The sequence below is a fragment of the Haloleucobacter albus genome (assembly GCF_052492075.1).
Genome location: NZ_JBQWAS010000025.1, coordinates 152,484 through 172,306, shown reverse-complemented (window position 1 = coordinate 172,306; position 19,823 = coordinate 152,484). Strand labels below are relative to the sequence as shown.

The 19,823-nt window shown below is 63.2% G+C and carries 16 protein-coding genes; 8 read left to right on the top strand and 8 right to left on the bottom strand.

Going from position 1 to position 19,823, the window contains the following annotated elements; translation table 11 throughout:
• Positions 1 to 357: 357 nt before the first annotated feature.
• A complete protein-coding gene (locus ACT6QH_RS08125) occupies positions 358 to 1,164 on the top strand; it encodes an undecaprenyl-diphosphate phosphatase (RefSeq protein ID WP_444974310.1) in 807 nt (268 codons plus the stop codon).
• 66 nt (positions 1,165 to 1,230) lie between these two features.
• Here ACT6QH_RS08125 and ACT6QH_RS08120 read toward each other — a convergent pair whose 3' ends face one another.
• The gene (locus tag ACT6QH_RS08120) at positions 1,231 to 2,172 is read right to left on the bottom strand and encodes a prephenate/arogenate dehydrogenase family protein (RefSeq protein WP_444974309.1); all 942 of its coding nucleotides are present in this window, start codon (positions 2,170 to 2,172) and stop codon (positions 1,231 to 1,233) included.
• Positions 2,169 to 3,305, bottom strand: coding sequence for a histidinol-phosphate transaminase (hisC, locus tag ACT6QH_RS08115; RefSeq protein ID WP_444974308.1), 1,137 nt, complete (start codon positions 3,303 to 3,305; stop codon positions 2,169 to 2,171). The genes ACT6QH_RS08120 and hisC overlap by 4 nt, the downstream gene beginning before the upstream one ends.
• A 495-nt stretch (positions 3,306 to 3,800) precedes the next feature.
• Between hisC and ACT6QH_RS08110 the strand changes: the two genes are divergently transcribed.
• On the top strand, positions 3,801 to 6,140 hold the full coding sequence (locus ACT6QH_RS08110; protein WP_444974307.1) for a tetratricopeptide repeat protein: 2,340 nt from the start codon (positions 3,801 to 3,803) through the stop codon (positions 6,138 to 6,140).
• 117 nt (positions 6,141 to 6,257) lie between these two features.
• On the opposite strand, the gene ACT6QH_RS08105 is transcribed toward ACT6QH_RS08110, so the two are convergent.
• Positions 6,258 to 7,106: a chorismate mutase gene (locus tag ACT6QH_RS08105; protein ID WP_444974306.1), complete on the bottom strand. Its 849-nt coding sequence runs from the start codon at positions 7,104 to 7,106 to the stop codon at positions 6,258 to 6,260.
• Between the two features lie 130 nt (positions 7,107 to 7,236).
• Positions 7,237 to 7,701, bottom strand: coding sequence for a MarR family winged helix-turn-helix transcriptional regulator (locus tag ACT6QH_RS08100; RefSeq protein WP_444974305.1), 465 nt, complete (start codon positions 7,699 to 7,701; stop codon positions 7,237 to 7,239).
• A 485-nt stretch (positions 7,702 to 8,186) separates the two neighbouring features.
• Here ACT6QH_RS08100 and ACT6QH_RS08095 point away from each other — a divergent pair, with 485 nt between their 5' ends.
• The 4 genes from ACT6QH_RS08095 (at position 8,187) to ACT6QH_RS08080 (ending at position 12,243) form a co-directional block, all read left to right on the top strand.
• Positions 8,187 to 9,002, top strand: coding sequence for an alpha/beta fold hydrolase (locus ACT6QH_RS08095; protein WP_444974304.1), 816 nt, complete (start codon positions 8,187 to 8,189; stop codon positions 9,000 to 9,002).
• Positions 9,003 to 9,010: 8 nt separating this feature from the next.
• Complete coding sequence (locus tag ACT6QH_RS08090; RefSeq protein WP_444974303.1) at positions 9,011 to 9,766, top strand: maleate cis-trans isomerase family protein; 756 nt, start codon at positions 9,011 to 9,013, stop codon at positions 9,764 to 9,766.
• 352 nt (positions 9,767 to 10,118) lie between these two features.
• Positions 10,119 to 11,465 (top strand): MFS transporter, encoded by a 1,347-nt coding sequence (locus ACT6QH_RS08085; protein WP_444974302.1) that lies wholly within the window; start codon positions 10,119 to 10,121, stop codon positions 11,463 to 11,465.
• 160 nt (positions 11,466 to 11,625) lie between these two features.
• Complete coding sequence (locus tag ACT6QH_RS08080; RefSeq protein ID WP_444974301.1) at positions 11,626 to 12,243, top strand: flavin reductase family protein; 618 nt, start codon at positions 11,626 to 11,628, stop codon at positions 12,241 to 12,243.
• A 72-nt stretch (positions 12,244 to 12,315) separates the two neighbouring features.
• On the opposite strand, the gene ACT6QH_RS08075 is transcribed toward ACT6QH_RS08080, so the two are convergent.
• The 4 genes from ACT6QH_RS08075 to ACT6QH_RS08060 all read right to left on the bottom strand — a co-directional run bounded on the left by ACT6QH_RS08075 (position 12,316) and on the right by ACT6QH_RS08060 (position 15,381).
• Positions 12,316 to 12,957: an isochorismatase family protein gene (locus ACT6QH_RS08075; RefSeq protein WP_444974300.1), complete on the bottom strand. Its 642-nt coding sequence runs from the start codon at positions 12,955 to 12,957 to the stop codon at positions 12,316 to 12,318.
• 61 nt (positions 12,958 to 13,018) lie between these two features.
• On the bottom strand, positions 13,019 to 14,050 hold the full coding sequence (locus ACT6QH_RS08070) for a 2,5-dihydroxypyridine 5,6-dioxygenase NicX family protein (protein ID WP_444974299.1): 1,032 nt from the start codon (positions 14,048 to 14,050) through the stop codon (positions 13,019 to 13,021).
• A gap of 202 nt (positions 14,051 to 14,252) precedes the next feature.
• The gene (locus ACT6QH_RS08065) at positions 14,253 to 14,921 is read right to left on the bottom strand and encodes a TetR/AcrR family transcriptional regulator (RefSeq protein ID WP_444974298.1); all 669 of its coding nucleotides are present in this window, start codon (positions 14,919 to 14,921) and stop codon (positions 14,253 to 14,255) included.
• 37 nt (positions 14,922 to 14,958) lie between these two features.
• Entirely contained in the window at positions 14,959 to 15,381 is a 423-nt protein-coding gene (locus tag ACT6QH_RS08060; protein WP_444974297.1) for a MarR family winged helix-turn-helix transcriptional regulator, read from the bottom strand.
• A 257-nt stretch (positions 15,382 to 15,638) separates the two neighbouring features.
• Between ACT6QH_RS08060 and ACT6QH_RS08055 the strand changes: the two genes are divergently transcribed.
• Together ACT6QH_RS08055 and ACT6QH_RS08050 are read left to right on the top strand one after the other, a co-directional pair.
• Positions 15,639 to 16,130 carry a (2Fe-2S)-binding protein gene (locus tag ACT6QH_RS08055; RefSeq protein WP_444974296.1) on the top strand — a complete coding sequence of 164 codons (492 nt, stop codon included), beginning with the start codon at positions 15,639 to 15,641 and terminating at the stop codon, positions 16,128 to 16,130.
• Positions 16,123 to 19,620, top strand: coding sequence for a molybdopterin cofactor-binding domain-containing protein (locus ACT6QH_RS08050; protein WP_444974295.1), 3,498 nt, complete (start codon positions 16,123 to 16,125; stop codon positions 19,618 to 19,620). The genes ACT6QH_RS08055 and ACT6QH_RS08050 overlap by 8 nt, the downstream gene beginning before the upstream one ends.
• The last annotated feature ends 203 nt before the right edge of the window (positions 19,621 to 19,823 follow it).

The window sequence follows — 19,823 nt, the reverse complement described above, 5'->3', positions numbered from 1 at the left end:
AGCCTGAAGGAAGGGAGCGGACAAGCCGTTGCCCCATGAATAATGGTGGATTCTTTCCTTTTAGTTCCCGAGCCCCACATAGGCCCCAGAGCAGCCCGCCTGTCCACATCTGCGGCGGCATCATTTCCTCTCCCCCTCTGAAGGTGGGAGATGGCATGAAAATGACGGCGCATCACATTTTATCGTCCGTCGCCGCACCGGGGCATCCACGGTGGCGCACAGCCGCCAAAAGAGGCATAAAGCCCTGCCCGCCCGCTTTGTGCGGGCAAATCGCATTTGTCCCATGAGGGGGCAGCATCCGGGCGACACCTCACATGGCCCGCCCTGCTTGCCCCGCTGTTCCGGAATCTCGCGTCCATGACCATCGGCGACATGCTCGGAGCCCTTTTCCTTGGCTTGCTGGAAGGGCTGACCGAGTTCATCCCCGTTTCCTCCACCGCCCATATTCTGCTGGCAGGCCGTTTTCTCGGCATCCACAATACCGGCTACACTTTCGAGATCCTGATCCAGCTGGGTGCGGTGCTGGCGATCATCACGGTCTATTTTGAACGCTTTTTGCGCGTGGCACGGCAATTGCCCACCAATCCGGGCGCACAGCGTTTTCTGCTCTCCATCATCGTGGCCTTCCTGCCTGCGGCCTTTATCGGCGTGCTGGCCCATGGCTTCATCAAGAGCGTGCTGTTCGAAACCCCGGCCCTGATGTGCATCACGCTCATATTGGGCGGCATTGTGCTGCTGTTCGTGGATCGTCTGGCTCTAAAGCCGCACTATAACAATGCCATGGGCGTGCCACTGCCCATGGCATTGAAGATCGGCTTCTGCCAGTGCCTGGCGATGATCCCCGGCGTGTCGCGCTCCGGCTCCACCATTGTGGGCGCCATGCTGCTCGGCATGGACAAGCGGGCAGCGGCGGAATTTTCCTTCTTCCTGGCCCTGCCCACCATGCTGGGGGCCTTCACCTATGATCTGTACAAGAATTTCGGCTCGCTCTCGGTCGATGACGGCATGCAGATCGCGATTGGCTTTGTCGCCGCCTTCTGCTCCGCCGTTCTGGTGGTACGCACCCTGCTGGATTTCGTGAGCCGGCACGGCTATGCGCCCTTCGGCTGGTGGCGCATCTTTGTGGGCGTGGCCGGGCTGATTGGTCTCGCCATCACCGGCTGAGCCTTCTGGCCCACAAACAAGGCCCCGATCCGCAAGGACCGGGGCCTTTTGTTTACGCAACAGCGTTCAGCTCTGCTCGTGCTTTGGCTTTTCGGCGGCCCGGCGTCCGAAATCCGGCGCGGCCGTCTCCTGCCCCATCTCGATGATGGAACGGCGAATGGCGCGGGTACGCGTAAACTGATCGAACAATGCCTCCCCGTCGCCATAGCGGATGGCCCGTTGCAGCGCGGTGAGATCCTCCGTGAAGCGGCCGAGCATCTCCAGTACCGCCTCACGGTTCTGGAGGAAGACATCGCGCCACATGGTTGGGTCCGACGCCGCGATGCGGGTGAAGTCCCGGAAGCCACCAGCCGAAAACTTGATGACCTCGGAGGCGAGGCTGTCTTCCAGATCGGCCGCCGTGCCCACAATGTTGTAGGCGATGAGATGCGGCAGATGGCTGGTGATGGCCAGCACAAGATCATGCCGCTTGGCGCTCATCACCTCGACATTCGCCCCCATGGCGCGCCACAAATCACACAGGCGGGTCACGGCTTCACCATCCACGCCATCCGGCGGGGTGACGATGCACCAGCGGTTCTCGAACAGGCTGGCGAAGCCGGCATCAGGGCCGGAAAACTCCGTACCGGCCACCGGATGCGCCGGCACCAGATGGGCATGGGCCGGCACATGGGGGGCCATGGCCTCCAGCACCGCGCCCTTTACTGAACCAACATCAGAGAGAATGGCGCCGGGCTTCAGCACCGGCCCCACCTCTGCGGCGACAGCGCCGGCGCCCCCCACCGGAACGCAGACAATGACAACATCCGCCTCGCGCGCCGCTTCCGCCGCGCTTTGCGTCACCTCATCGGCAAAGCCCAGCTCACGCACACGCGCACATACGGCCGCATCCCGATCCGCCACCACCAGCGTGCCGGCCAGATGGCGTTCGCGCACCGCACGGGCGATGGAGGAGCCGATCAGGCCCGCGCCAATAATGGCCACACGGCCAAACAGAACAGGGATCACGCCCCCCTCCCCGCATCTGCACCGCCGGCCATGAATTCACCGAGCGCAGCCACCACCAGACGGTTGGCCTCCTCGGAACCGACCGTCATGCGCAGCGCATCCGGCAAGCCGTAGGAGGTCACCGCTCGCAGAATGAGCCCACGACGGGTGAGGAAGGCATCGGCATCACGCGCGGTGCGGCCGGGCGTATCCGGGAAATGGATGAGAATGAAATTGGCCACGGAAGGCGTCACCTTCAGGCCCAGCTTCTCGATCTCCGTCGTCAGCCAGGGCAACCAGCGGGCATTGTGGTCCGCCGCCATTTCCACATGCGCCGTATCGGCAATGGCCGCAGCGCCGGCAGCCAGCGCCGGGGTGTTCATGTTGAACGGCCCGCGCACGCGGTTCATGGCGTCGATAATCTCCGCTGAGGCCACGCCCCAGCCGATCCGCAGCCCGGCAAGGCCGTGAATCTTGGAGAAGGTGCGCGTCATCAGCACATTCGGCGCGGAAAGGGCGAGCTCCAGCCCCACCTCATAATCATTGCGCCGCACATATTCAGCATAGGCGGCATCCAGCACCAACAGAACATGAGCCGGCAAACCGGCGTGCAGGCGACGCACTTCCGCCATAGGCAGATAAGTACCTGTAGGATTATTGGGATTGGCGAGAAACACCATCTTGGTGCGCGGCGTGACACAGGCGAGAATGGCGTCCACATCGGCTGTCAGATCGGTTTCCTTCGCCACCACCGGTGTGCCACCCGCCGCCAACGTGGCGATGCGATAGACCAAAAACCCATGTTCGCAATAAATGGCCTCATCCCCCGGCCCCACAAAGCTATGGGCGGCGAGATTGAGAATCTCGTCAGAGCCGGCGCCGCAAATGATACGGTCCGGGTCCAGCCCATAGGTGCGGGCGATGGCCTCACGCAGCACAAGGGCGGAACCATCGGGATACTCCTCCAGCTGCGCACCGGAGGTGGCATAGGCTTCCACCGCCTTCGGGCTCGGGCCCAGCGGGGTTTCATTGGAGGAGAGTTTATAGACCTTCTCCACCCCCGGCGCATGGCTCTTGCCCGGCACATAGGCGCTGATGGCCATGACACCGGAACGAGGCTCGGGACGCGAGGGAGTGGACGCTTCTGCGGACATTGAAAAAAGCTCCGGAACAACATCAGGCCCGAATGGGCCTGCACCAAACGGCATACACCCGAAGTCGCCGGCCTTCACGCTGGAATCCGGCCGGCGGCCCCTTTGCCGACAGATCCGGCTTGAAAAGAGGCCACACAGGTGGTGCACCGCGCCAGCATTTAGGCAGCCTCCCTTGTCCTGTCCAGCAATGAAGACGACGAAGTTCAGCAGGAAGACAGGCAAGGCATGCCCCAGGCCCGCGCTTTTCCGATCTGGATCAGCGCGGTGGCTTCTTCTTCCGGCTCGGTTCCGAAATGATGAAAATGAGCCCCCAGCCTCCCCGCAGGAGATGACCGGACGACAGGTCGAAAGACCCAAGGAATGTCGCAAGGCGAAACAGGTTGGAACTATTATGCCCTGCAACCAAGAGGCATACTGCCTTCAGAGCCACAGCATCTGCACGCGCGTTATGCGGCCAGCCTGAAGGCGAGGCAGGGCGCGACAAGGAAAACAGCGTTGAACCACGTCAGAACCATCCTTGTCGCACTGGCCATCGGGCTGCTGTCGGCGACGGCCATCACGCTGAGCCACATGCAGGACGCCGCAGCCGTTACACGGCTTACGGCCAGCCAACCTCCGGCAGATGGGCCGCCTGCCAATGGCGCGCAGGAATGCGCCACCTGCCATGCGGCGGAAGTGGAAGCCTGGCGCAGCTCCCAGCATGCCGTGGCCATGCAGCACGCCAATGCCAGCACGGTGCTGGGGGATTTCAACGGCGTAGAAGCGGAGCATCTCGGCAGCCATGCCCGCTTCTTCCGCAAGGGCGATGCCTTCATGGTGACGACGGACGGGCCCGATGGCGCGCCGCAGACCTATGAGGTGACCTACACATTCGGCGTGGAGCCGTTGCAACAATATCTGGTGACCTTCCCCGATGGCCGCATTCAGGCCCTGCCCTTCGCCTGGGACAGCCGACCGAAGGCGGAAGGCGGGCAGCGCTGGTTCCATCTCTATCCCGATCAGCCCATTCCTGCGGGCAACACCCTGCACTGGACCGGGCAGGACCAGAACTGGAACCATATGTGCGCGGAATGCCACTCCACCCAGGTGCGCAAGGGATATGACGCCGCCACGGACAGCTTCCACACCAGCTTTTCCCGCATCAATGTGGGCTGTGCGGCCTGCCATGGCGACACACTGGGACATCTGGAATGGGCCGCCCGCGACCATGATGATGAAAGCGCCACGGGCGATGGCCTGAAAGGCTTCGCCACCATGCCCGCACGCCGCCCCACCCCGGACTGGACACCCGACCCCGGCACCGGCAGCCCGGCCCATGGCGTCTCACGCCCGGCCGGTGACGAGGTGGAAACCTGCGCCCGCTGCCACAGCCGCCGCAGCCCCTTCTCGGAAGACTGGCAGCCCGGCCACCCCCTCATGGACACCCATCTGCCGGTCCTGCTCTCCGAAGGTCTGTTCGAGGATGACGGCCAGATGCTGGACGAAGTGTTCAACGATCACGCCTTCAAACAGAGCCTGATGTACGCCAAAGGTGTGGTGTGCAGCGATTGTCATGATCCGCACAGCCAGAAGCTGAAGGCCGATGGTGCGCAGCTGTGCGGGCAATGTCACCAGCCGGAGCGCTTCGAGGCCCGCAGCCATACCGGCCATCCCCCCGGTAAAAACGCGCCGGACTGCATCTCCTGCCACATGCCGGCGCGAACCTATATGGTCGTCGACAAACGGCACGATCATTCCTTCCGGGTTCCCCGGCCGGATCTTTCGGTGAAGTTCGGCACCCCGAATACCTGCACCGATTGCCATACTGACAAGAGCGCGAGCTGGGCGGCAGAGACGGTGGAGCGCTGGCATGGACCGGAGCGCAAGGGCTTCCAGAGCTGGACGGAAGCTTTCCATCGCGCCCGTGCCGGCCAGCCCGGCGCGCGCGAGCTGCTGCTGAAGCTGGCCGCAGACCCGAACGCCCCCGGCATTGCGCGAGCCACGGCTCTTTCGGAGGCGCAGCAATTCCCCTCACAGGCGACAGCTGCCTCCACCATGCAGGCCCTCTCTGATGAAGACCCGATGGTGCGTCTGGTGGCGGTACGTGCGCTTGATGGCGCACCGCTGGAAGACCGCTGGCGGCTGGCCTCCCCCCTACTGAAAGACCCGGTGGCTGCCGTGCGCATGGAAGCCGGGCTGCTGCTGGCCGACCGGCCGCTGGATGCGCTTGCCGAAGCGGACCGCGAGGCTCTGGTCGCGGCCATGGCGGCCTATGAGAAGGGCCAGCGCCTGAATGCCGATCGCCCGGATGCGCGCGCCAATCTGGCCAGCCTGCTGCTGAAGCAGAATGATCCTGTTGGTGCGGAAGCCGAATTGCGCGCCGGCCTGCGCCTTATGCCCGGAGCGACCACGCTTGCCGTCAATCTGGCCGACCTCTATCGCGCTCAGGGCCGGGAAGCGGAGGCGGAACAGCTTCTGCGGGAGGCCATCCGGCAGGTGCCGGATACCGGCGTCGCCCATCATGCGCTCGGCCTGTCGCTGATCCGCCAGAAGCGTTACGCCGAGGCGCTGGAGGCCCTGAAGGACGGGGCGCGACTGTCCCCCGATCAACCTCATTACAGCTATGTCTATGCGGTCGCCCTCAATTCCGCCGGCGATGCGGAAGGCGCGCGCCGGGTGATTGAAGAGGCTCTCAAACGCCACCCCCATGATCCCGGCCTGCTGAATCTGGCGCTGGATGATGCGATGCGTCAGGGTCAGTTGGCGCGCGCCGCAGACCTTGCCCGCCGCCTCTCGCTGATGGTGCCGGATAATCGCGATCTGTCGCGACTGGCCGAGCGCCTCAACACAAGGTAAGACGCCGAGGACGGGCAGGGGTGTCACCTCCGCGGATCTCGCGCAGGCAGGCTCCGAACGGGGCGTACCCGTCTTTCGCGGCCAGCCGCCCGGAACGGCCAGCCCGGCGCAGTACGCTCAGGCCGCGCCGGCGGCCACATCCACACGGTGCGTGGCCGCATGGCTGCCCACATGCACCACGCTGCGCAGGCTGACGCCAGCGCCCTTGAGCGCCTCGGTGGCCTCATCAATCTTGTGGCCGGGCGGCACTGAAAGCAGAAGGGCCGCACCATCCAGCGCGGCATCGGCTGCCAGCAGCATATCCATACAGGCAGGCATGGCCCGCGCGGCAGCCGCGCCCCAGCCCGTCACCCGCAGGGCGTACAGTTCCACCTCACGCACGGCCGCGTCATTGATGGGATGGGACACCACGAAGACCGGCAGGCCGGCCGGGTGGTCCGCCCGCTCCACGAAAGGCAGACGAGCGATGATCTTGGGCGCACCCTCGCCTTCCAGCGCGGTCCACCACGCCATGCCGCCGCTGGTGGCGGCCGGCAACAGGCCCAGATCGCCCGTGGAGGCGCCCACCGCATCAATCACCGCCCCGGCGCTCATATGCGGCACGAAGGGCACCGTGAAGCCGAAATGAAACCGGGCGCTGTCCCGCATCGCCGGCTCGCCCACAGCCAGATCGGCATGGACCGAATAGGGCGCCTGCACATAGGTAAAGGTGGCGATGATGACCCGCCAGATGCTCTCCACCGTATCCAGCGGCAACAGGCCATGATGGCGCTCCACCAGCCGGCGCATCATGTCCGCCTCACGCGCGGGGCGAAAGGCAGAACCTTCGGATGCGCCCCGCTTCACCGCCACCAGCCGGTCGATGATCTCGCTGCGCTCCATCAGGAGGCAATGCATGGTCTCGTCGATGCGGTCGATCTCGGCGCGCAGATCCGCGAGGGAGGAGGAAGAAGCGTTCTGTGTCATTCGGCTCACCCGGCTGGTTCTCCCTCTCACGTCGGCAACGAGGACGGATACAGCGCCCATTCATATTGAATCGTCCCGGTGATTCAATATGAGTGCCGACACCTTCCGTCCGCCTTTTCGTGAAGCTGGCTCATTCTTCTTCCAGCATGCGCCGCAGCGTGCACAACAGCGCCGTACGCTCCACGGCGGAAAGCGAACCGAAGGTTAGCTCGGTAATCCGGGCCGCGCAGGGAATCATCTGTTCCAGCAATTCGGAGCCGGCGTCAGTCAGGCTGGTCACCACCTTGCGGCCATCCTGCGGGTCCTTGCGCAGGGCCACGAGCCCGCGCTTCTTCAGCCGTTCTATCACGCCACGAATGGTGGCCTGATCCACGCCGGTGGCCTTCACCAGCTCCCCCTGGGACTGGTCTCCCCCGTCGCGCAGGGCGCACAGGGTGGAAAACTGCACGCTGGTCAGGTTCTCATCACAGGCATGGGCCTGAAAGATGGCCAGATGGCGCTGATAGGCCCGGCGCAGGAGATAGCCCACCTGATCCGAGAAGACATAGCTGGCCTCGGCCGCGCCCTTCATGCCGGAAGCATCAGGCTTCTCCACCGGGTTTCTCCTTACATTGCATCCACAAGGCGAAAGGCAGTCTGCCTGCCCGCGCAATATATCCCCGGCGCATTACACAGGACAGACAGCGGCGCAATTCCCCTTGCCGGAATGTCAGGCGCTCTCCCGCCCAACCTCCAGAAATAACGTATGCACTATTAATGCCTTACGGTAGGCGATGGAGATGGCGTCCAAAAATTTTGCAAGCCGCTCATTTTATTGGCGATTGCAGCGCACGAGACTGCACGGCTTTCTCTTGCACAGATGTATAAATAGTGCGTACAATATATTTAGTCGCAATTGAGGCAAACTTTGCAGTGTCTCACGCGCCCTGTGACAGCGGAATGATCCAAGTCAAATTCCGGGGAAAAGGCGTGGAAGTCAAATCCCGCCGGCCCAGATGGATCACCCCGCCACGCATGGTGTGAAACGGCGAAAAAACAAGCTGGTGGAAGCCCAAAAGGTTGCAGCGCGGAGGTTGCAGCGTGAACAGAATTCAGTCGACAGGCCATAACATCGCGGCCAATGGCATTCGTCATCACTATCTTCATTACGCCGGCCCCGGCCCGGCCCTTGTGCTGGTGCCCGGCATTACCAGCCCGGCCATCACCTGGGGGTTCGTGGCCGAGCGACTGGCCGAGGTTTTCAACGTCTATGTGTTTGATGCGCGCGGACGCGGCCTCTCCTCCTCCGGGCCGGAGCTGGATTACAGCCTGGACGCGATGGCGGATGATGTCGTCGCCATTCTGGATGCGCTGAAGCTGGATAACGCCATCATTCTGGGGCACTCCATGGGGGCGCGCATCGCCATTCGCGCCGCCGCGAAGGATGCCAGCCGCATGGGCCGGCTGGTGCTGGTGGACCCGCCGGTGTCCGGCCCCGGACGCCGCGCCTATCCCTCCAAGCTGCCCTGGTATGTGGATTCCATCCGCCTTGCCGAAAAGGGAATGGACGCCGAGGCCATGCGCGCCTTCTGCCCCACATGGACGGAAGAACAGCGCGCCCTGCGGGCCGAATGGCTGCACACCTGCTACGAGCCAGCCATCGTCACCGCCTTCGAGGGCTTCCACACCGACGACATCCATCAGGACCTGCCGAAGCTGGACATGCCCGTCTCGCTCATGATCGCGGGTCGGGGCGGTGTGATCGAGGCTGCCGACGAGGCCGAGATCACCACCCTCAACCCCGCCATCCGCAGCGCCCGCGTGCCGAATGCCGGCCACATGATCCCCTGGGATGATTTTGATGGCTTCTTTGACGCCCTCGACACCCTCCTTGGCACCTCTTTCGGAAAGAAGTGAGCCCGACCATGACCAAGACCTATCGCATCGGCCAGATCGTCCCCAGCTCCAACATCACCATGGAGACCGAGATTCCGGCCATGCTGACAGCCCGTCAGCTCATTCGCCCGGAAGAACGCTTCACCTTCCATTCCGCCCGCATGCGCATGAAGCATGTGACAAAGGAAGAACTGGCCGCCATGGACGCCCAGTCCGACCGCTGCGCGCTGGAACTTTCCGACGCTCGCGTGGATGTGCTGGGCTATGCCTGTCTCGTCGCCATCATGTCCATGGGCCATGGCTATCACCGCGAAAGCCAGAAGCGTCTGCATCAGGTGACAGCCGAGAACAACGCCCCAGCCCCCATCGTCACCAGCGCCGGCGCGCTCGTGGAGGCGCTGGAGGTGATGAAGGCCAAGCGTATCGCCGTCGTCGCGCCTTATATGAAGCCGCTGACCAAGATGGTGATTGATTATATCCAGGCCGAGGGCGTGGAAGTCGTCACCCACCGCGCGCTGGAAATTTCCGACAATCTGAAGGTGGCCGCGCATGACCCGGCCAACCTGCCCGGCATCGTCGCCGAGCTGGATACATCGGATGTGGACGCCATCGTGCTCTCCGCCTGCGTGCAGATGCCCTCTTTGCCGAGCGTCGCCAAAGTGGAAGCCATGACCGGCAAGCCGACACTGACCGCCGCCATCGCCACCACCTACCAGATGCTCAAGGCGCTTGATCTTGAGCCGGTGGTGCCGGGCGCCGGCGCCCTGCTTTCCGGCGCTTACTGAGCCGGTATTGATCGGGAACGCCTCTTCACCCGGATGGTTCGCCACCCGGCACGCTTCAGGTGCGGGCGGTTCGCCGCCCCGCCTCCCGGAACCGGAAGAGCGGCATGAGGACAGGCATGACAACCGGAAACCTCCGCCACGGCGCACGCCCGGCTGAGACCTCCGGCTTCATGATGTCCGCCGCCATGTGGTGACAGGCACGCCCCAGCAGGCGCGCCGGCAAGAACAGAACAACAGGCTGCATCACCCATGTGCGGCGTGTCCGGTTGGGCACGTCCGCACAAGGGCGGAGCTGTGCCTGCTCCCCAGCGGGAGTCGGCAATCCGCGCTCCGTCCGTCCGATCCCGGTTCGATGACTCAAATCTCAAGGGAGCTGAACACAGTGTCATCCGCCAAACTCTCCATGGAACAGGGTATTCAGGCCGCAGGGGTCGGAACGTTCCAGTACCGTTTGTTCGTCATCTTCGGGCTGGTTTGGGCCGCAGATGCCATGCAGGTACTGGCGATCGGCTTTTCGGTGCCCTCCATTGCCCGCACCTTCGATATTTCGATCCCCGCAGCGCTGCAAACCGGCACCATGTTCTTCATCGGCATGCTGATCGGCGCCTTCGTGTTCGGCCGGCTGGCGGACAGGATCGGCCGTCGCCCGGTGCTGATGATCGCCATTCTGATCGACGCTGTCGGTGGTATCGCCTCGGCTTTCTCCCCCAGCCTGGAATGGCTGTTCTTCCTGCGCCTGCTCACCGGCATCGGCGTTGGCGGCACCCTGCCGGTCGATTACACCATGATGGCCGAGTTTCTGCCGTCAGACCGTCGCGGCCGCTGGCTGGTGCTGCTGGAATCCTTCTGGGCGGTCGGCACCATTGCGATTGCGGTGCTCGCTCTCTTCGCCGAAGGCATGGGCCCCGATGCCTGGCGCACCATCTTCTTCGTTACCGGCATTCCCGCATTGCTCGGCGTGGTGCTGCGCTTCTATGTGCCGGAATCCCCGCACTTCCTGAACAATAGTGGCAAATCAGAACAGGCCCGCAAGGTTCTCCAGCGCGTGGCCAAGGTGAACCGCCAGTCTACCGATATTGGCGAGTTGCAGCCCGGTGAAATGGCCAGGAAATCCATTCTGGCCCTGTTCTCTCCCTCTCTGGCGCGACGCACCATCTTCCTGTTCATCGCCTGGATGCTGATCTCCATCTCTTATTACGGCATCTTCGTCTATCTGCCGGTGCGTCTCTCGGCGGAAGGCTTCGGCTTCATGCGGGGCCAGTTCTTCCTTGTCATTGTCGCGCTGGTGCAGTTGCCCGGCTTTGCGCTGGCAGCCTATGGCGTGGAAAAATGGGGCCGCAAGCCCACACTGGTCGGCTTCCTGCTGCTGAGCGCCGTGGGCTGTCTGATCTATGCGCTGGGCCAGACCACGGCCATCGTGGTGGGCGCCACCCTGCTCATGAGCTTCTCGCTTCTGGGCACATGGGGTTCCATCTATGCCTTCACGCCGGAGATCTACCCCACCAATCTGCGCGCCAGCGGCATGGGTACGGCCGGGGCCATTGCCCGTGTGGGCGGCCTGCTCGCCCCCGCACTGATCGCCCCTATCATGGCCACCAATTTCAACATGGCGCTGGGGGTCATTTCCGTCCTGCTGCTCGTCTCGGCCATCTCGGTGTGGCTGATCGACGTGGAATCACGCAACCGCGTGCTGGACTGAACCCGGCTTTCCAACCCTGTCGCCCCGACACCAAAGCACGCCCGGCCCCTTCACAGGGGCCGGGTTTTGTATAAGAGCGTCACGCAAAGTTTCATGTTTCAACACAGCATGACGCGGAAGCGAAACGGAAGCCCGCGCATAAAGATGGAGGAGACTGCCCTTGTTCTATCTCACGACAGATGGCCCCGGCCTGCCGCGGGACCCGTTCTCCGCCATCATCTCTCCCCGGCCCATTGCGTGGATCTCCAGCCGGGGTACGGATGGCGCCACCAATCTGGCGCCCTATTCCTTTTTCAACGCCGTGGCCTATACGCCGCCGCAGATCATGGTCTCCTCCATCGGCAAGAAGGCTGATCGCGCACGCGGCAAGGACAGCTTCGCCCATATTTCGGAAACCGGCGTCTTCTGCGTAAATATTGCCGGCTATGATGATCGCGAGGCTCTGAACCAGTCCTCTGCCGATTACCCCCGCGAAATGAGCGAATTCGAGGCGCTGGGGCTGGAGATGGCGGAATGTGAAACCATCGCCTGCCCGCGCCTTGCCCATGCGCCGGCCTCTCTGGAATGCCGCCTCACCCAGATCATCGAACTGGAAGGCGCACATAACCTGCTGGTGCTGGCACGGGTGGAAGCCATTCATCTGCGCGATGACTGCATCACGCCGGAAGGCCGCTTCGATGTCACAAGGTTCCGCCCGCTGACGCGCCTTGGCTATATGGATTTCTCATCCATCGACAGCGTGTTCACGATGAAGCGCCCGAAGCTGGACGACAAATAGAGCCAACGCTGGGCACATACAAAAGGGGCGCGCTCCAGCCGGAACGCGCCCCTTTTTCATGAACCGGACAGATCAGCCCGCCGCGCCCTTTGCAGGCACCGAGGCCAGCCAACCGATGATATCGTCGGCATCGGTTACATCGGCATATTTCTGATGCATGTCATAGAGATTGGCATCATGCGGGGCCTGCGCACGATCGGCGCAGCAATCGCGCGGCACCAGCACATTGAAGCCCGCCTGCACTGCATCCACCGTGGTGGCGCGCACACAGCCCGATGTGGTCGCTCCGGTCACGATCACCGTATCCACCCCGGCGCTGGTGAGCAGGCCCGCCAGATTGGTGCCGAAAAAGGCGGAAGCCCCCTTCTTGGTGATGAGGGCGTCACCCTGTTGAATGCCGGTGGCCGCATCAATCTCCACCAGCCTTGTGCCTTCCACCAGCGCAGCCATGCCGGCAGCCTTCTTCAGCCAGGCCAGCTTGTCCAGCTCGCCGGGATGATAGGCGATGGTGGTATAGATGACGGGGAAACCCTTCGCCCGCGCAGCATCCGTCACCCGCCGGGTGGCGGCGATCTGCGCCGACATGTCGGCAGCGGTGGGATACTGGGTGTCTGAAAAGCCATAGGTGAAATCCACCACCACCACGGCCGGCCGCACCCCACGAGGCACCGAGCGACCGAAACCGGCCTGATCGTAAACATCTGCCTGAGACATGTTCTTTCTCCCGATGGAGAGGCCACCCGGAAGGACAGCCTGAAAGGATGGGCAATGCGCGTCAGCCGCGCGTCATCTGGATCTCTTTCACCACGATATCGCCGTCGATCACGATCGGCTCGTCATCAAGGAAGAGCGAGCAGTCACGCATCGGAATATCGAGATGGCAGGCGGTATCGTTCGGGCCGCCCAATTCGTTGTTCGGGCCGGTGGAGAACATCACATTGCCATAGAAGCTGCGCGGCTCCATGCCCATGCCACCGGGAAAAGCACCGGGGGTCATGTTGTGCCACTTGGCGTTGGGGTTCATACCCCAGCCGACATGGCTCATGCCCATGCCGCGCGGATCATTGAAATCGGCCATATAGGCTTTCACCAGCTCGGCATCCAGCCCGCCGCGAATATCCTGAATCCAGCCCTTCTCGATGGTGTAGGTGATGGGGTCGCGCACATACATGTTCTGCGGCAGCAGAACATCGCCCGGAGCCACCACGATGGTACCGTCCACGCCATCATCATCACCGCCCGTGAAGACGAAGCCGGAGGGCCAGTGATCCCAGCGGCCCGGCTCATCGGTACAGGCATATTCGGTCAGGGTCGGATAGGTGTTGAGCTTGTAGGTTACATCCGTGCCATGGCGGGAGGTGATGCGCATGACCTTCGCCTTTGCCAGAATCTCACCGGCCCGCTCCACCTTCTCGCGCAGCTCTTTCGTGGGCAGCATGCGGGCCAGAAGCTCCGGCGGCTCCACGGCGGTGAGCACACGGGTGCCGGCGGCCTGAATGGCCATCTGCTCAGGGGAGAACAGCAGAAACACGCAATCAATCAGCATGTCCACCTGCTTGAGGGCCTCGACGGCCTCGGGCAGTGCGGCCAGACCGTTGACGCCCACCGCCCAGGTGCCCACCGGCGGGGGCGCGGGCAGACGCATATGATACATGCGGGCACCCAGCATCTGGCCGGCGGCCATGAAGGCATCGGCATAATCCAGCCTCTCATTGCCCTGCGTGAGCACGACGAGCTTCTCACCCTCATGCACACCGGACATTTTCAGCTGATGAAGACAGATCTGCATAAAACTGGCGTGATCCACCGCAAGCCTCCCTTTCTGCCCGGTCATTCTTCAGGCCGGTTCCATCGCCTCGCGGGCATGACGCATGCCGGATGCGCCAGCGGCTTCCCGGCTGGCATCCAGCTTTGCGCATTGGGGGCAGCATAAATTAATCAGATGGATAATTTCAATCCCAACCTGTCATCAAGCTCAGACAAACACGCATGAAAAATGGCGGCCGCTCTCAGTCTACGGGTGCCGCCAGCCCGGCAGACAGGAAGAGCACCAGATGATTCAGCATCTCTTCCTTGCCGATGGAAGAGATCTGCCCCTCGCTGAAATCCCCCAGCCGGCCCAGATCATTCAGCATGAACAGATAGGTACCGACGAGAAACGCCATACGAATGGTGAGTGTTTCACGTGGAACATGCGGCAATGCCTGATCGAAGGCGGAAATGAAGCGCTTGACTGAATTATCATAGACTTCTCTGCGCAATCGCAGCGCATGTTCTTCCGGCTCGGCATGCAAACGGGCCTGAAGGCGCACAAAAGCCGCCCCGCCCGGCCCGCTATATTTCATATCCCATTGCGGCTTGAGATAGGCATAAACGATCTGCTGCACGGCGGGCTGGGGCTCACGCGCCAGAAGCTGATCCAGCAACAACTGGCGATGCAGGGAAACAGAGCCGCCGCGCCGCCGCACCACCTCATCGAACAGATCGGCCTTGGAGCCGAAATAATAGCGCAACAGCGCCGGGTTCACCTCGGCCCGCGCCGCAATATCGCGCACCCGCGCCCCGGCAAAACCGGCATCGGCAAAAGCCATTTCGGCATGATCGAGAATGATGTCACGCAGATCCGCCCCATCCTTGGGGCGGCCCGGCTTGCGCCGTTCCAAACTTGCCTTGCTCACCCGGCCCTCTCCTGCCTACGCCCTGCTTTTTCCGCCATCAGCACAGGCGCAGCAACAGCTTCATGAAGGTCTTGCGTTCGCGTGCATTGAGCGGAGCCAGCGTTGCCTCACTCACCTCCACCATGCGGGGCATCAGCTCGGCCACAAGGGCCCGGCCCTCCTCCGTGGAGGAGAGCAGATAACGCCGCCGGTCCACCTGATCCTGTTCCATGCGAATCAGCCCACGGGCTTGCAAGCGGGAGACCACCCCCTTGGTCGTCGCCGCATCCATCGCCACCATGCGCCCCAGTGCATTCTGGGAAACCGGACCCTCGGCATTGACGAGGCGAAACAGGGTGGAAAACTGCATAGCCGTCAGTTCGCCGGCCATATGCTCCGAAAGAATGGTGAGATGGCGCTGATAGGCCTTGCGCATGACAAAGCCGACCTGCTCATCCAGTTCGTAAACCATGTGCCCCATAGCCCTGCCTCATAATGAGGCGATTGTACGTTTCAACCTATGCGCGGCAAGGTGATAATTCGGCGAATTCTTATCAAACCTGAAAATGCACAACATGCCGGCATCATGATGCCGGTCAAAGCGGCGGGCAGCCTCATGGATCTTACGGAATATGTCATTTTCACGAATATGTGATTGCCAGGAAATTTCATTTGTATACATTCAATGTTTCCATTGAATAACATTGGTCAGAACCCGTTTGGAGGCAGGCTCCGCCAATGAATATCCGTTTATCCATAAACGGTCAGGACGTGCAGATTGATACCGATCAAAGACGGTCCCTTCTGGATGTGCTCCGCGAGGAATTCGGTCTGCATGGGCCGAAATATGGCTGTGGGCTGGCCCAGTGCGGGGCCTGCACCGTGCTGGTGGATGGGGCTCCGGCCCGTGCCTGCGTGCTGCGCGCCTGCCAGGTGGAGGGCCGTGCCATCACCACGCTGGAAGGGCTGGCCGATCCTGAAACCGGCGCACTTCACCCGGTGCAGCAAGGCTTTGTGGACGCGGAAGGTGCCCAGTGCGGCTATTGCCTCAATGGCATGGTGATGATGGCCGTCGCCCTTCTGGACCGGAACCCGAACCCGGATGAGGCCGAGATCCGTGCCGCCCTGCGCCATAATCTGTGCCGTTGCGGCACGCACAAGGAAATCATCGCCTCCGTCCGCCGTGCGGCAGAACTGATGGCGTCCCGACAGGAGGGCGCCAATGTCTGACACCGCCTCCATGCCCGGCCAGGGCTATCTGGCCCTTTTCGATGATCTGCCCTCCGGGCGGGCCACATTGCTGCGGATCGACGCCGAAGGCGTCGCCACCGGATTCAATGGCCATGTGGATCTGGGCACCGGCATTGAAACCGCCCTGGCCCAGATCGTGGCCGAAGAGCTGGATTTCCCCCTCTCCGCCGTGCGCATCGTGCTGGGTGATACGGCCAGCACGCCCGATCAGGGCCCCACCATTGCCTCCGAAACCATTCAGGTCGCCGCCGTTCCGCTGCGCCTTGCCGCCGCGCATGCACGCCATATCCTGATTGCGGATGCCGCCCTGCGGTTGAATGTGGCCCCCGAAGACATTCACGTGGCCGAAGGCATGTTCCGCGCCGGTGACAAGAACATCACGCCCGCCGAGCTGGTGGCCGGCCAGACGCGCGACCTGAGCCTCGACCGCTCCGTTCCGGTGAAGGACCCGCGCGATTATCACATTGTCGGCCGGAAGACCGGGCGGCGGGATCTCGGCTCCAAGGTCACCGGCGCGTTCACCTATATTCACGACCAGCAGATTGACGGCATGCTGCATGGGCATGTCATCCGCCCGCCCTATGCCGGGCGCGATAGCGGGGATTTTATCGGCCATAGCCTGCTTTCGGTGGATGAAGGCTCCATCTCCGGCATGCCCGGCTTTGTCGCGGTGGTGCGGCAGGCGGATTTTATCGGCGTTGTCGCCCACACGGCCGAGCAGGCCCGGCGCATGGCCGAAGCGCTGGATGTGCGCTGGAACCTGCCACCCGAACTGCCGGACATGACAGACCTTCCCGGCACGCTGCGCAACCAGCCCTCCACCGCACGGCTTCTGGACAATCGTGGTGATTTCGCGCGCGGCATGGCCGAAAGCCGGCTGCGGCTGGAGCGCACCTATGTGTGGCCCTATCACGAGCATGGTTCCATCGGCCCCTCCTGCGCCATTGCGGACTGGAACAAGGGCAGCCCCATTGTCTGGAGCGGCACGCAGAACCCGCACATGCTTCAGGGCGATCTGGCTGTGCTCATGGATCTGCCGGCGCAGGCCATCGAGATCCGCCGCCTTCAGGCTGCCGGGTGCTATGGCCGCAACTGCGCGGATGATGTGTGCGGCGATGCGCTGCTGCTCTCACAGGCCGTGGGGCGCCCGGTGCGGGTGCAGCTCACCCGTGCGCAGGAACATTTGTGGGAACCGAAAGGCGCGGCCCAGCTCATGGATGCCGCCGGTGGCCTCTCACAGGATGGGTTCCTTCATGCCTACAAGCTGGAGACCTGGTATCCTTCCAACCGTGGGCCCAACCTCGCTTTGCTGCTGACCGGGCGCATTTCCCCGGAGCCACGCCCTTCCGATATGGGCGACCGCACCTCCATTCCGCCCTATCGCATTCCCAACACGCACATCACCGTGCATGATATGGCCCCCATTGTGCGCGCGGCCTGGATGCGTGGTGTTTCGGCCCTGCCCAACACTTTTGCCCATGAAAGTTTCATGGATGAAATGGCCTGGGAGGCGAAGGAAGACCCGGTCGCCTTCCGCCTCAAGCATCTGGATGATGCCCGCAAGGCCGATCTGGTGCGGCGCACGGCGGAGGCTGCGGGCTGGAGTGCACATGCCGGCCCCCGGCTGCAACGCGAGGGCCGCATGGCCTTCGGGCAGGGCTTCGCCTTCGCCACCTATGTGCATGGCACCTTTCCCGGCACCGCCGCAGCCTCGGCCGCATGGGTGTGCGATGTTTCCGTCGATACCCAGACCGGCGAGGTGCATCTCAGCCGCGTCTTTGTGGGGCAGGATCAGGGCCTCGTCATCAATCCCGATGGGGTACGCCAGCAGATTCATGGCTGCGTGGTGCAAACGGCCAGCCGCACCCTGCGCGAGAATGTGACCTTCGATTCCATCACCCCCACCGCGCAGAGCTGGGCCACCTACCCCATCCAGACCTTCCCCGAAGTGCCGCAGATCGAGACCCTGCTGGTGGAACGACCCGGCGACCCGCCCCTTGGCGTGGGTGAAAGCGCTGCGGTGCCGGCGGCAGCAGCCATTGCCAATGCCATTTTCGACGCCACCGGCGTGCGGATGCGCACGGCCCCCTTCACCCCTGAAAAGGTGCGCGCCGCGCTGGAGGAAGCCGGCCTGCGTCAGCCGCAATCCCTGCCGCCAGCCCACACCCAGCCCAAACACACCCGCAGTGGCTGGTTCCGCAATCTGGGCGCGGCCCGGCTTCTGGGAGCGGCTGGCGCACTGGGCAGTGCCGTCACACTTGGTGCCATGGCCCTGCCCATAGCGCGGGCCTTGCCGCCAACACCGGCCCCCGCCGCCTCAAGCTTCTCGCCCGAACTGCTGGAGCGCGGCCGCATGGTCTTCGCCACCGGCGATTGCGCCGTGTGCCACACCAGCGATGATGGCATCGCCAATGCCGGTGGCCGGCCGATGGCGACCCCCTTCGGCACGGTCTACACCACCAATCTCACCCGTGATGCGGAAACCGGGCTGGGCTTATGGTCTTACGAGGCCTTTGCCCGCGCCATGCGTCAGGGCATCAGCCGCGATGGCAAGCATCTCTACCCGGCATTTCCCTATACGGATTTCGCGAAGATCAGCGAAGACGACATGTTCGCGCTCTATGCCTATCTCCAGACACTGGAGCCGGTGCATGCGCCAACGCCCAAGGCGAAGATGGTGCCGGGTGTGAATCTGCGGCCGGTGAATGCGGTGTGGAACATGCTGTACCATTCCACCACGCCCTTCACGCCGGACCCCGCACAATCCGAGATGTGGAACCGCGGCAAATATCTGGTGGAAGCGGCCGGCCATTGCGGGGCCTGCCATACGCCGCGCAACCTTCTGGGGGCACTGAAGGGCGGGGCCTCGGCCTATGCGGGCGCGGCTGTGCATGGCTGGTGGGCCCCGGCTCTGGCCGGCAGCGCCGCTGGCGCACGCGGCTGGGATGAAGACAACCTCTTCACCTATATGCGCACCGGCCATGCCCCCGGCGTGGCGGTGGCCTCCGGCCCCATGGCGGATGTGGTGCACAGCATGAACGATCTGCCGGATACCGATATTCGCGCCATGTCGGTCTATCTGGCCTCGCTGGTTACACCTGCGGCCAGCACGCAGGCTGCGGCGAGCCCGGCTGTCACGACGGCGACTTCCGCACCAACCGCAACACAGGCCCCGCCCTTGCCGAACGCCATCTCCCGGTTGTTCGAATCAGCCTGCGCCAGCTGCCATGAGCCCGCCATGGCCGACCTGTTCACCGCCGCGCAGGAAAGCCTGACCCGTTCCGCCGCAGTGCGCGCCCCATCTCCAGAGGCGCTGCGAACGGTCATTCGCGAAGGCATCATGGCTCCGCAAGGCATGAATCTGCGTGACATGCCTGCTTTCGGGCAGGAATTGTCCGAAGCGGAACTGAACCAGCTCGTCCATTATGTCCGCGCCCGCTATGCGCCGGACCTGCCGGCCTGGGAGTGAAGCCCATGAAACAGGCGCGCGCTTTCCGGCTCTGCGAAACCCCTTTGGCCATACCTTGGGGTCCATGACAGGCCGGTCCTGAAATCGTCTTTTGCGTCCTGCGACGCCCGCCCTATCCACCTGGCCGCCCCTCTTCGGCCAGCGCTTCATGCTGCCTTTCTCACACCATTGGAATGCCCCGCAAAGCAGCATGAAGGCTGGAT